Source organism: Plantibacter flavus, assembly GCF_051487245.1.
Classification (GTDB): Bacteria; Actinomycetota; Actinomycetes; order Actinomycetales; family Microbacteriaceae; genus Plantibacter; species Plantibacter flavus_B.
The window spans coordinates 66,489-78,281 of sequence record NZ_JAHVDH010000007.1 but is presented as its reverse complement, the minus strand read 5'-3'; the positions used below and the strand labels follow the sequence as shown (position 1 = coordinate 78,281).

The window sequence follows — 11,793 nt, the reverse complement described above, 5'->3', positions numbered from 1 at the left end:
CCGGGCGGCCGGAGCGGGGTGAATGGAACAGGTGCTGGTGGAACAGGTGCGGGCGCGCCGGATACCGGGCGCAGCCCGAAGCGGCTGCGCCCGTGCCCGGTCGAGCGGGAGGATCAGGACAGGTCGGGCGTGTCCCAGAGGTTGAGCTTCGTGCCGATGCCGAGTTCGAGCGCGTTCTCGTAGACGGTCTTCGCCCACGCCACGTCCTCGACGCCCATGCCGCCGACGCTGAAGAGCACCGGCTGCTCGGGGAACTCGCGTCCCTCGACGGTGCCGTCGAGCACGTCACCGATGTTGACGACACGGGACTCGTCGAGCTCGCCCGTCCCGATCAGGTCCTGCCAGTAGAGGCCGATCATGCCGAACGCGGTCTCGTGCGACGGCGCCGGGTACTCTTCGGCCCACGCCTCGTAGATCTTCTTCGCGTCGGCGATGAGCCGTGCCTTGCCGGACAGGGTGTACTCCTTGTCCATGCGCAGGTTCGCGGGCAGGCTGAGGAACGCGCCCGGCTTGATCCAGTCGCCGTCGATGAACGGGTAGTTCTCAGAACCGACGAGCCCGGTGACGGCTTCGGACACGATGTCGGAGTCGCGTACCGCAGCTTCGACGGTCTCGGCGATCTCGATCGTGGTGAACTGCGGGTAGTGCGCTCTGACGTAGTCGGCGAAGGCTTCGGAGGTCGATCGGCGACGACCGTGGATGCGGATGGTGTCGAGCGAGGGTCGGGCGGTCGTCATGGCGTGGAGGGCGCTCTTGTTCATCGCGCCGGGGCCGATGATGCCGAGGGACTTCGCGTTCACGGGAGCGAGCTTCTTCGCCGCGGCTCCCGGTACGGCGGCGGTGCGGTAGGCGCTCTCCAGGTTGCCGGACATGATCGCATAGGGCGCGCCGGTCTCCTTGTCGTTCAGGACGATCAGGTGGATCGAGCGCGGCAGACCCTTCTCACGGTTGTCGACGTTCGACCCATACCACTTGACCCCGGCGGTGTCGAAGCGGCCGCCGAGGTAGGCGGGCATCGCCATGAACCGGCGGTCGGCGGCATCGAGCGGCATGCCGGGGAACGGGGACGACGCGGGGAACCCGATCGGTGCGCCGTGGGAGTTCGCGGATGGTCCGGCCATCCGGTAGTCGCCCTGTGCAACGAGGATCAGCACCTCCTCCATGACCTCGATGCAGCGGGCCATGTCCTTCATCCCCGCGGTGATGACCTCGGGCTCACTGAGGTAGAGCATGTCGATGCGGGTGCTGGGGGAAACGTCTGCGGTCACGGGGAGCCTCCAGGTCGGGGTGTGTGACATCAGGAAACAGGCTCTGACACGGCCCGGTCAAATACGAATTCACCGCTGGATTGAGAGCGTTTCGCTCGCAATACGCCCGTAACAGCGCGGTAATACGACCGCCGTATCGTTCGTCCGATGGAGCTCCGTCAACTGCGCTACTTCCTCGCCGTCGCCGACGAACTCCACTTCGGTCGCGCCGCGGCGAGGCTCCACATGTCACAACCTCCGCTCAGCGTGCAGATCAACCGTCTCGAGCGGGAGGTCGGCATCCCGCTCTTCGATCGGAGCACACGGCGGGTGTCGCTCACCGCCGCCGGTCGGCATCTGCAGGAGCGAGCGCGACGCATCGTCGACGAGGTCGAGGCCGTCAGAACGGAGATGCGCGACTACGTCGACGGACTCGCCGGGCAGCTCACCGCCGGATTCGTCAGTTCCGCCAACTACACCGTGCTCCCCGGCGTCGTCCAACTCTTCCGATCACGTCGAGCCGGTGTCGCACTCACCCTGCTTCCGTTGACCTCCGGCGAGCAGTTCGACCGCCTCGAGGACGGGACCCTCGACGTGGGCATCGTCCGAGACGAGTACCCGAGATCGGCGCATCCCTCGTCTTCGGCGATCTCAACGGAGGTCGTGTACGAGGAGCGACTGGTCGCGTGTCTGCCCGTCGGACATCCGCTTGCCGGACGGGCAGAAGTCACGACCCAGGAGATCATCGAGGTCCCGATGATCGCCTATCCCCGCTCGCTGATGCCGGGTTTCGTGGATCGCGTCGGCGAGGCGCTCGCATCCGCCGGTGGCGTCATGAACGTCGCGGAGGAGGTCGTCCACCAGGAGACCGCGTTGGGCTTCGTCGCCGCCGGCGCAGGCACGAGCATCCTGCCGGAGTCGGTGCGGCAACTCATCCCTCCGTCGATCGCGGTCGTCCCGCTCGCCGGTTCCCCGACGACACGACTCATCGCGGCGTGGCCGGCGCGGGAGGACGAGAGCGCCGTGACCGCCGCCTTCCTCGAGTGTCTGCGGGATGCGGCCGCTCAGCTCCGGCCGAACCCGGTGTGACGGGGCCGCGGGTTCGTGCCACAGGGCTCCGCGGGCCTCAGGGGCCGCTGCCCGCGACGAGCCCGGAAACTCCGGGTCGCCCGCGTCCTCCCGCCGACGAGAAGTCCTGGTCGAGCGCGTCCGCTCGCGCAAACGGGCCCGTCGGCAGGGAGGCGTCAGGCCTGGGTCGAGATCCGGCAGGTGTCGGCACCCGCGTCGTGCCCCAGCTCACGACTGCATCAGTCGACGGGGTAGTCCACGAACGCGAACGCCGAACCGTCCGGTGCCCAGCTCGGGACGTTGATCGTGCCTTGCCCGCCGAAGAGTTCGACGACGGTGGTCGGCTCGGTCCAGTCGCCCAGGGTCACGAGACGCAGCTCCACCGTCAGGTTCCCCGGATGCCCGGTGGTGCCGGGCGGGAAGCTGAGATAGACGACCACCTCACCGGTGGGATCGACGTGCGGGAACCAGTTCACACGTTCATCGAAGGTGAGCTGCTCGAGATCGGAGCCGTCCTCGCGGATCCGCGCGAGCTGGGCATGCCCGGGGAGAGTGCTGAACTGTTCCGTGTTGAAGAGGAGCCATTCGCCGTCGGGCGTCCACTCGCTCCCGTCCGCTGGCCCCGGGTGATGGGTGACGGCGTGATCGTCTCCCCCGGCACTCGCCATGGTGTGGATCTTCGCGGAGGCCCACCAGTTGTCCCCCGCTGGGTCCAGGCGGACGTAGGCCAGTCGTCCACCGTCGGGGCGGACGCCGTGCAGGAAGTGGAGCGCACCGTCCTCCTCCGTGAGGCGAGTGGGGGATCCGCCGCCGATCGGCACCGACCAGATGTGCCAGTCGTTCGCTGAGGCGTAGATGACGTCGCCGGCCGGAGCGAGCACGTGGTCGTTGTTGACCGGCGGCAGACCCGGGGTGTGGATCGCGACCGGTTCAGCCGTGCCATCGGCGGGCAGCGTCCAGAGACGCCCGCCGGCGTTCACGACGAGTCGGTCGTCAGCTGTCCAGTTGGGAGCTTCGAACAGCAGCTCCGTTGACTCGGCGACCGTTCGGATGGCGCCGGTGGCGCGATCCCAGACGCGGATGCGGGACCGCTGTCCGGGGAGCAACTGCGGCAGCGGAGGACTCTCGATCATGATGCGTCCTCCGCGATCTGCTCACGGATGCCCTCGACGATGAGGTCGTGGTCTTCCTCGGAGGAGAGTCCTGATGCGGTGGCCACGGCGACGACGCCGACGCCCTTCACCCGGATGGGGAACGCACCGGGGGTGATCGCGTAGCGGTGGTCCAACCACCCGATGCTCGAGGGGTCGAACCCGTTGAAGCGTGCTTCCACGAGCGCACCGGAAGCCTCCATCCGCAGGACAAGGGCGGCCTTGCGCTGGATCCAGACCTCTTGATCCGCGGTCACGCCGGGAAGCATGGCACGGAACAGGGTGATGCCGGGCCGCTGGATGTCGATGCCGACCCGCAGACCCCGCTCGTGGGCATGCCTGGCGATCCGCGAACCGAGGAGGTAGGCGGTCTCGTTGTCGAACCGGTCGAAGACGAGCTCCTGCTCCAGGGCTTCGAGTTCGGCGATGCGTGCTGCGTTGTCCGGAGCGCTCATGCTGCGACCTCCTCGCGGACGGCGCCGACGGCGCCGAGCTGGACGCGGGCCTCCTGCAGGGCACCGATGATGCCGATGGTCTCCTCGTGCGTGTGCACCGGCGATTCGAGTCGACCCTCAGCGACATAGCGGGCGAGCGCGGTCGCCTCCCAGGACAGGGCGTCGAACCCACGAAGCGGCGTCGGGTCGCTCCACTCGACGACCGGACCGAAGTGCTCGGCTGCGACGAGCCGGAACGAGCTCGGGTTGTAGAACGGCCCGGCGAAGGTGATCGATGCGTCGGTGCCGGCGATCGATGCGCTGGTGTGGCTGCGGGCGACCATCGACGTCGTCACGACCGACTGACCGACGCCACCGTGCCCCATGACGACGGTGGCGTAGGCGTCGACGCCGGATTCCGTGAGTGCACCGATGGCCTGGATGGTCTCCGGCGCCCCGAGGGCTTGGAAGGCGAACTGCATCGGATACACCCCGAGGTCGAGGAGCGCACCGCCGGCCATGTCGGGACGGTTCAACCGGTGGGTCGGATCGGTCGGGATCGACTGGCCGTGGTCGGCCAGGACGCTGCGCACCTCGCCGAGGGCGCCGTCCGCGAGCAGCTGGCGCAGCACCGACGCCTGCGGCAGGTACCGGCTCCACATCGCCTCCATGATGAAGACCCCCGCAGCGCGGGCAGCCTCGGTGAGGGACCGCGCCTCGGCGGCGGTGACGGTGAAGGGCTTCTCGATCAGGACGTGCTTCCCGGCCGCGATGGCCTGCAGACCCAAGGCCTCATGCTCGCTCTGCGGCGCAGCGATGTAGACGACGTCCACCTGCGGGTGCGACACCAGCGCGTCGACCGAACCGAGGGCATGTTCGATGCCGTGCTTCGCGGCGAACACGTCCGCTCGTTCCTGCGACCGCGAGCCGACCGCGACGACACGCTGGTCCGAGTGCGCGTGCAGCGCATCGGCGAACGCGCCTGCGATCCAGCCGGGACCGATGATCCCCCACCGAAGCGCGGGCTCTCCACTCGTGGGAAGGAACAGCTCTGGGGCGGGCAGTGAGTTGGGCAGCATTCGGGCTCCTCGTCGACATCGTTGACGTGTTGGGTTAGCACGAGCTATATTGACTCGTGCAACAAGGTTAGCACGAGCTAAATTCTCAGCCCGGGCGCCCTGCGATGCGTACCCGACCCAAGGAGGCGTCGATGTCGACGAATGTTCCCGCCCACCCCTACACCACACCGGTCTCGACCAAACCGTTGAGCAGGTGGTACATCCCGGCCCTCGGCCTCGCCCAGTTCGGCATCTTCATCGCGATCCTGTCGCCGGTCATCGTGAGCATGCAGCTCAAGGCGCAGGAGCTCCAGCCCGACAACCCGGCAGCACTCATCGGAACGGTCCTGCCCATCGGAGCGCTCGGCGCCCTCATCGGCAACCCGGTCTTCGGTGCACTGAGCGACCGCACCCGCACCCGCTGGGGGCGCCGCAAGCCCTGGCTCATCGGCGGCATCCTCGCACTCACGATCGGCCTCGCCCTCGTGGCGGCCTCCACCGATGTCGTGACGTTGACGTTGGCCTGGCTCCTCTGCCAGCTGGCCTCGAACGCCGCCTCCGCCGCACTCATCGCGAGCTTCGCAGACAACGTGCCGGTCGAGCAGCGCGGCCGAGCCTCCAGCACCCTGGCTCTCGCTCAGAACCTCTCGATCCTCGCCGGCGTCTACGGCGCGGTCCTCCTGGTCGACAACCTGCCGGTCCTGTTCATCGTCCCCGGCATCATCGGCGTCGTCCTGGTGAGCGTGTACGTCATGGTCACTCCCGACCGACTTCCCGAGGTCGAGCCGCGTCCGTTCTCCTTCGCTCAGATCCTCGGCACCTTCTGGACGAACCCGATCAAGCACCCCGACTTCGGCTTCGCCTGGTGGTCGCGGTTCTTGATCACCTTCGCGACATTCATGTTCACCACCTACCGCCTGCTCTACATGCAGGACCACGTCGGCCTGGACGCGGAAGCCGCCGTCGGCGCGATCGCGCTCGGCGTCCTGCTCTACACGATCGCGCTGATGCTCGCCGCCTTCGTGTCCGGCTGGCTGAGCGACCGACTCGGCCGGCGCAAGATCTTCGTCGCCGGTTCGACCGCCCTCACCGGCGTCGGCTTCATCATCCTCGCCCTCAACGACACCGTCGCCGGTTTCTACGTCGCCGAGATCGTGCTCGGGCTCGCCTACGGCGTCTACGCGGCCGTCGACACCGCCCTCGTCGTCGACGTGCTCCCCGATCCCGAGAAGCCCGGCAAGGACCTCGGCGTCATCAACGTCGCCAACTCCCTGCCGCAGTCGTTGGCGCCAGCTGCCGGCCTCGCGCTCCTCGGCCTCGGTGGAGGCACCGACAACTACGTCGCGATGCTCATCGGAGCGGGAGCCATCGCGCTCGTCGGCGCGCTGGTGATCATCCCGATCAAGAAAGTGCGCTGACCCGATCCGACCGCGGCCTCGGCCCCGGCTCCGCCAGGAGCCGGGGCCGTTCCTGTCATCCCATCCGCACCCGGAGGTCGGCACGTGCCAAACTGGCTCGATGAGCATCGCTGACGAGGGCACGACGCTGCCTCGCGCAGCGTCTGCAGGACGCATGCCGACCATGAAGGACATCGCCGAGCATGTGGGCGTGTCCCGCCAGCTCGTGTCCCTCGTCGTCCGGAACGTCGCGGGTCCGAGTGCCGAGTCGCGCGACCGCATCCTGCAGGCGGCCGCAGAGCTCGGCTACCGCCCGAACACGTCGGCTCGTCTCCTCCGGCAGCGCCGCACCCGGCTCATCGGGGTCGGCTTCGTCATGGAGAGCCCGTTCCAGGTGAGTTTCGTCGAGCGGCTGTTCGCTCGCGCCGCGCGTGAAGGGTTCGCGCTCGCACTTGGCCCGGTGACCCCTGAACGCTCGACCGACGTCGTCATCGCCGAGCTGATGGAGGAACGGGTCGAGGCGCTCATCGTCTTCAACCCCGAGCGCGACTCCCCCGTGCTCGCGGAGGCACGCGATCTGCTTCCGGTCGCCGTGCTCGGCGAGTGGATGGACTGCCCGGATGCCGACAACATCCACGTCGACGAAGCGGCAGGCCTCCGGCAGGCGGTCCAGCACCTCGTCGAGCTCGGTCACGCGGACATCGCGTACGCAGGTGGCCTCGGCGGCTCACTCGGGATCGACCGGGCCGAGGCGTATCGTGCGGCGATGGGCGAGGCAGGTCTCGCCGATCACGTCGACGTCGTCGAGGTGGGGTTCACGGAGGAGGACGGTGCCACAGCCGCCCGTTCCCTGCTCCGACGCGACCGACTGCCCACCGCGGTCGTCTGCGGCGGCGACCAGTGCGCGGTCGGGCTCCTGACGGTCGTGCGCAGCCGGGGCGTGGGCGTCCCCGAAACCATCTCGGTCGTCGGGTTCGACGACAGCACCGTGGCGGCGCTGTCGTACAACCAGCTCACCTCCGTGCACCAGGACGTCGACGCCACCATCGACGCCACGTGGGACACACTCACGACGCGCATCGAGGGAGACACCGCCGGACGGCGGGTGGTGGCCACTCCGACGAGCCTGACGATCCGGACCACGACCGGTCCGGCAGCCTCCCGATAGACCTCCTGCGCCCCGCCGTCCATCCGGTCGGGACCCACACCGGTTATCGAGCTGTACCAGCCGAGGCCATCACGTCGATCGCGAGGAGCGCCGCACTGGTCGCTTCGCTCATCGCCACTCCACCCGCACCCGCCTGCCGGTACTGCCGCACAAGGGCCGAGACGGTCGCACGCCCCAACCCACCCGCGGTGGCGATTTGCCGAAGGGTGAGTCCGGCCCGCTGGAGCTCATCGAGGTGGTCGAGCGCCGGCTTCGGGTCGACGCGACGCGCACCAGAGCCTCGCGCACCCCGGCCGTCGTCGGTCACCCTGGGATCCGAGGTACGACGCGGCACCGGTCGCGATGTCGGCCAACGCCCGAGCGTCCGGTCGCTGTGGTGCGCGATGTGCGCCTCGACACAGCTCAGGAACGGTGACGTTGCATCGTTCGCGCATCCGCCCCGAGACCGGCAACCCTGCTCGAACCCGTCCGGGGTCCCGTGGGGGATCGCTCCGGCGCGTGACGGCTGCTGCACTGCGAACGAACGATTCGTGGGCGGCATCGGGACTCCAACCAGTCAGCGATTCGGGCGTGCGACGCGCTCGAACCCCGCTGCGTACGACGCCGTCGAAGACGAGTTTAGCACGAGCTAAAAACCTCTCAGGGTGACACGTTCGCGACGGCAGTCCTCCGCAGGGTGTCGCCGGTCACCCGACGCTGCATGAGGTGCGGGCCGTCGGACGGGCGGGGTCACGCCCTCAGCGCGACCGGGCGCGGATCCGGTCGACCGCCGCCTGGTCGATCCCCCTGTCGACGCACGCGAACCCGGGGATGTCCACCGTGACCGCCTCCGGTCAACCTAGGCGCTCGCCGTGTCGAGCATCTCCTCCACCTCCACCACGAGGCAGCGCCGCGGAAGCATGAAGCCATCCGCGCCGCGCTCCGCGGCGGCTGGTTGGATGTCCTCATCACCGACGTCGAGACGGCTCGCCGTCTCGCTGCCGAGCCCGGCGCCTGAGCGTCGCCCGGCTCAGTGGCCCTCGACGGCCCGCAGTGACACGACAGCCGCTTCGCCTCGCTCGGTCCAGCATGCGCATGACCTGCTCGACTCAGGACTCGTCTCCACCACCTCGATCGTCGTACCATCGAACCGAGCGACCTCCGGCAGAGCGTTGACACGGAGATCGCCGGCGCCAGCGTTCGACGTAGCCGCTTTCCCGACATGCGGCACACGTGAGATCACGCTGCCATCTGGACTTCTGTCCTATGGTGAACGCGCGAGGATTCTCGCCAAAGTAGCCAGACACCCCCTCGGCAGTGGATAGATCGACGCCTTCGTCATCGATTACGGGCGTCTCATCACTCGCGATGTCCTGCAGTTGCTTGCGCAGTGCCTCCAGCGCCTTTGCGCTCCCCACGTCCTCGTAGGCGTCCTGCTTCAACGAGTATGCAACCAACGTGGCTGTAAGGGCCGGATCTTCTCCGGCACTGGGTTGAACGGAACAGTGAATGAACCCGATAGTGCGATGTCGATCTCAGTCTGAGCGTTCCGACGTGCCGGCGTGACGTATCTGTCCGCGAGGTTCGTCGCCTTCATGAAGCACGCCTTCACGCGGATGTCTTCTACGGTGCAGTAGTGGATGGTTGGAACGTCGTTCATCTGCCCATGTATATGAGTTGTCAGAACGCATCCGTCAACGCTTGCCCCTTCTACCTGCTGTTACGCGAGCGAGCGGCCTTGACGGCCCAGTCTTGGCAGAATGCTCTGAAGGTCCCTTCGGTGTCACCACCGAGCCCTTGAGTCAGGATGATCTGACGCACGAGTTCTTTATGAGCACTGGCGGGAAGCACAGGCCCGTATCCCTCAGCCGCCTCAGTAGCCCAGCGGTTGTAACGCCTCGCAAGCGCGGCCCGGTCGAGCGACTGGATAGCGATGCCCAAGATGAGCGCGGCGATGCCTCCGATCGCGAGGGTGAAAGAAACACCAGTTTCGATACCTTTCGTCGCGCCCCCGATGACCCCAACTAAGGCGAGTACGAGTCCGCCGATCATCAGCGGCCACTTCAACGCAGCGAAGAGTATCGCCCCGGCTTCCTTACTCGTTTCGCTCAAGGCGCTCACTTTTTCTTGTTCTTAGCTTTTTCCTTAGCGAGCCGGTCCTTCAGCTTCGCTACTTTGATCTGATGCTCGCCATCCTTGCGGATTTCGCGCGGCGTACGGTTTGTTGCGCCCTTCGTGCGTGGCATTATTCCCCCACCTGATACTGATTAATCATCTTTCTAGCAGATTCGGCAGCGAGGGTGGAGGAGCTTTCGCCTAATCTGTCAGCCCAGAACAGGGGGCTCGTCGGTTGCCGGAGGGTAGCTGGGCCCTCGATCTTGGCAATGAGATCAACTCGGCTACCGCCCAGGCCCTCGAAGTCTTGAGCGAGATTCCTGATTTCGTTGGGGATGTCGCGCACCTTGTTCCGTCTGTCCAGCTCTCGATCTATATGCTCTGCTTGCCGACGCCGCATCAGAACCTCCTCCACCGCCTTGGTGGGGCGTCCCCGTGATCGCAGGCAGCTTCCTCTTGCTGGGTGCGGTGCTCGGGTTCTTGTTCATCCGCGCGAACGAAAAGAGTCGAGCGAAGCGCGAAGCCGACGCTCGATGGCACGACATTGTGCGCACGCTCTCAGCAGCCTTACTCGCTCACGCCGAGCGCATCAATGCACTCGTGGAAACCAACAACGGGTACGCAGCCGACGGCCTGGACGACTCCATTCCAGTCAAGGCTCGCGTCGTCGCGGCGATTGAAGATGAACAGTAAGCCATGCGCAACACCGCCAACGAACTCATCATCATCGTGCCCGAGTCGTTCGTGTTTGCCATCGGCGACTTCCTGGGCAAGGTACTCGTTGGAGCGCTTGCGAAGCCGTCAGAGCGTGACAGCTCCCATCAAGGACAGTTCTACAAGCGAAACGCACTACTGGTCGAAGTGCGCCTGCACTTGGGACTCCCGCAGGACGTATAGCGCACTGATACAGTCGCGCATGTGATGCGCACTCCGACGCCCTCCCCGATCCCGTCCCCGCTGGTTGCTGAGATAGCGGAATCCGCAGACAGCCAGTGGTCCAAGTTGTGGTCCGATTTCGGCCCCCTTGCCACGCTCGTGTTGGGTGCTCTTCTCGCGCATCTCACCAACTGGCTAATAGAGAGAAGCAAAGCGAAACAGGCCCACGCGACCAAATGGTATGAAAAGGTTCGTCGACTCAGCAGCTTGGCCGTAGCGGTTGCCAGGACTGTCTATCAAGAGTCGGTAAACCAAGTGGGCTTCACCGAGCCCCAGACCCGGATCAGCAGTCGGAGGCGGACAGTATCTACGCGCCGAGCAGGGAAAGCGCCTTGTCGGCTCACAACAAGCTACTTGAATTGCAGGGACTTGAACCTCATTGCTCCGGGCAGGATCAATAGTGCACTTCTTGGGCTGGTCGCAGCTACCTACCTCGTCGCCGTGAGCGACAATACTAAAGCGGAGGAATCTCGAGAGAAGCTGAGGCTCGAAATCACGGCCTTCATCGAAGCTGTGCGCACGTACCTGGACATCCCCACCGGTACTGGTGCGGTCGCATCGTGACGCCGACGCCCAGCCCATCCCTTCTGGTGGAGCAGATACCCACTGTCGCAGCGGCTCCATGGTGGGGTGTTCCGGTGGTGGCGGGCTCGTTCCTCTTGCTCGGTGGCGTTCTGACTTTCCTCTTCACGCGGTGGAACGAACGGGCCAAGTACGAGCGTGACCGCAACCGAGAAGACACTAAGGAACTGGTCGAATTCGGCGCACAGTTAGTGAACGCCGGAAACGCGGCGCGCGACCTCGCGATGTTGGGCATCGGCCGCTCGGCAGCAGAATTCGCACCGATGGTGGCGAAGCAGGGCGTGAAGTTGATGGACGACTATCAACTAGCAATGACTCGGTTCCGGCTTGTATACCCGGCTGGCATGGATGACGTGCTCAAAGAGCACGCGACCAAGACGATAGCCATGCTCATCCCTCCATACTCCGATGCTGGTCAGGAAGCGTCTGTGCACGAGCAGCGGAAAGCAACCTCTCGGCTCGTAAATGCCCTGCGCGCCTTACAGGGACACAGCCCGATACCTAACGACTTGGGCGGGGAGTCCACGCTCGTAGCGGATGCGCTCCAAGCGATGGACATTCTGATTGAGGAAATCCGGAGTGAATCGAACGCAGGCAAGCATGGAAAGCGCGTCCCGTAGGGCGCTCTCGCTTGCTGTGTGAGGCTTCTAGCTCTCGG

At 66.1% G+C, this 11,793-nt stretch carries 13 protein-coding genes and 1 pseudogene; 7 read left to right on the top strand and 7 right to left on the bottom strand.

The window, feature by feature from the left end:
* Nucleotides 1–113: 113 nt before the first annotated feature.
* On the bottom strand, nucleotides 114–1,268 hold the full coding sequence (locus KXS11_RS17715; protein WP_437387000.1) for a tyramine oxidase subunit B: 1,155 nt from the start codon (nucleotides 1,266–1,268) through the stop codon (nucleotides 114–116).
* A 147-nt stretch (nucleotides 1,269–1,415) separates the two neighbouring features.
* Here KXS11_RS17715 and KXS11_RS17710 point away from each other — a divergent pair, with 147 nt between their 5' ends.
* Nucleotides 1,416–2,336 carry a LysR family transcriptional regulator gene (locus tag KXS11_RS17710; protein ID WP_437386999.1) on the top strand — a complete coding sequence of 307 codons (921 nt, stop codon included), beginning with the start codon at nucleotides 1,416–1,418 and terminating at the stop codon, nucleotides 2,334–2,336.
* A 218-nt stretch (nucleotides 2,337–2,554) separates the two neighbouring features.
* Here the strand turns inward: KXS11_RS17710 and KXS11_RS17705 are convergent, their stop codons facing one another.
* The 3 genes from KXS11_RS17705 to KXS11_RS17695 are packed head-to-tail and all read right to left on the bottom strand — an operon-like array spanning nucleotide 2,555 to nucleotide 4,979.
* Nucleotides 2,555–3,448 (bottom strand): TolB family protein, encoded by an 894-nt coding sequence (locus KXS11_RS17705; RefSeq protein WP_437386998.1) that lies wholly within the window; start codon nucleotides 3,446–3,448, stop codon nucleotides 2,555–2,557.
* Nucleotides 3,445–3,921: a heme-binding protein gene (locus tag KXS11_RS17700; RefSeq protein ID WP_437386997.1), complete on the bottom strand. Its 477-nt coding sequence runs from the start codon at nucleotides 3,919–3,921 to the stop codon at nucleotides 3,445–3,447. Before KXS11_RS17700 ends, KXS11_RS17705 begins: the two co-directional genes overlap by 4 nt.
* Nucleotides 3,918–4,979 (bottom strand): Gfo/Idh/MocA family protein, encoded by a 1,062-nt coding sequence (locus KXS11_RS17695; protein WP_437386996.1) that lies wholly within the window; start codon nucleotides 4,977–4,979, stop codon nucleotides 3,918–3,920. The genes KXS11_RS17700 and KXS11_RS17695 overlap by 4 nt, the downstream gene beginning before the upstream one ends.
* A gap of 131 nt (nucleotides 4,980–5,110) precedes the next feature.
* On the opposite strand from KXS11_RS17695, the gene KXS11_RS17690 reads away from it, so the two are divergent.
* Both KXS11_RS17690 and KXS11_RS17685 read left to right on the top strand, forming a co-directional pair.
* Nucleotides 5,111–6,376 carry an MFS transporter gene (locus tag KXS11_RS17690; RefSeq protein WP_437386995.1) on the top strand — a complete coding sequence of 422 codons (1,266 nt, stop codon included), beginning with the start codon at nucleotides 5,111–5,113 and terminating at the stop codon, nucleotides 6,374–6,376.
* A gap of 100 nt (nucleotides 6,377–6,476) precedes the next feature.
* Nucleotides 6,477–7,523, top strand: a complete 1,047-nt coding sequence (locus KXS11_RS17685; protein ID WP_437386994.1) for a LacI family DNA-binding transcriptional regulator — start codon at nucleotides 6,477–6,479, stop codon at nucleotides 7,521–7,523.
* 43 nt (nucleotides 7,524–7,566) lie between these two features.
* Here KXS11_RS17685 and KXS11_RS17680 read toward each other — a convergent pair whose 3' ends face one another.
* The gene (locus tag KXS11_RS17680; protein WP_437386993.1) at nucleotides 7,567–7,830 is read right to left on the bottom strand and encodes a hypothetical protein; all 264 of its coding nucleotides are present in this window, start codon (nucleotides 7,828–7,830) and stop codon (nucleotides 7,567–7,569) included.
* Nucleotides 7,831–8,424: 594 nt separating this feature from the next.
* Here KXS11_RS17680 and KXS11_RS17675 point away from each other — a divergent pair.
* A pseudogene (locus tag KXS11_RS17675) lies at nucleotides 8,425–8,520 on the top strand (hypothetical protein); the annotation flags it as partial.
* 692 nt (nucleotides 8,521–9,212) lie between these two features.
* Here KXS11_RS17675 and KXS11_RS17670 read toward each other — a convergent pair.
* Both KXS11_RS17670 and KXS11_RS17665 read right to left on the bottom strand, forming a co-directional pair.
* Nucleotides 9,213–9,623 carry a hypothetical protein gene (locus tag KXS11_RS17670; protein WP_437386992.1) on the bottom strand — a complete coding sequence of 137 codons (411 nt, stop codon included), beginning with the start codon at nucleotides 9,621–9,623 and terminating at the stop codon, nucleotides 9,213–9,215.
* Nucleotides 9,620–9,748, bottom strand: a complete 129-nt coding sequence (locus tag KXS11_RS17665) for a hypothetical protein (RefSeq protein ID WP_437386991.1) — start codon at nucleotides 9,746–9,748, stop codon at nucleotides 9,620–9,622. Before KXS11_RS17665 ends, KXS11_RS17670 begins: the two co-directional genes overlap by 4 nt.
* A gap of 304 nt (nucleotides 9,749–10,052) precedes the next feature.
* On the opposite strand from KXS11_RS17665, the gene KXS11_RS17660 reads away from it, so the two are divergent.
* The 3 genes from KXS11_RS17660 (at nucleotide 10,053) to KXS11_RS17650 (ending at nucleotide 11,755) form a co-directional block, all read left to right on the top strand.
* Nucleotides 10,053–10,310: a hypothetical protein gene (locus KXS11_RS17660; protein WP_437386990.1), complete on the top strand. Its 258-nt coding sequence runs from the start codon at nucleotides 10,053–10,055 to the stop codon at nucleotides 10,308–10,310.
* 3 nt (nucleotides 10,311–10,313) lie between these two features.
* The gene (locus tag KXS11_RS17655) at nucleotides 10,314–10,514 is read left to right on the top strand and encodes a hypothetical protein (protein ID WP_437386989.1); all 201 of its coding nucleotides are present in this window, start codon (nucleotides 10,314–10,316) and stop codon (nucleotides 10,512–10,514) included.
* A 599-nt stretch (nucleotides 10,515–11,113) separates the two neighbouring features.
* Nucleotides 11,114–11,755: a hypothetical protein gene (locus KXS11_RS17650; RefSeq protein ID WP_437386988.1), complete on the top strand. Its 642-nt coding sequence runs from the start codon at nucleotides 11,114–11,116 to the stop codon at nucleotides 11,753–11,755.
* The last annotated feature ends 38 nt before the right edge of the window (nucleotides 11,756–11,793 follow it).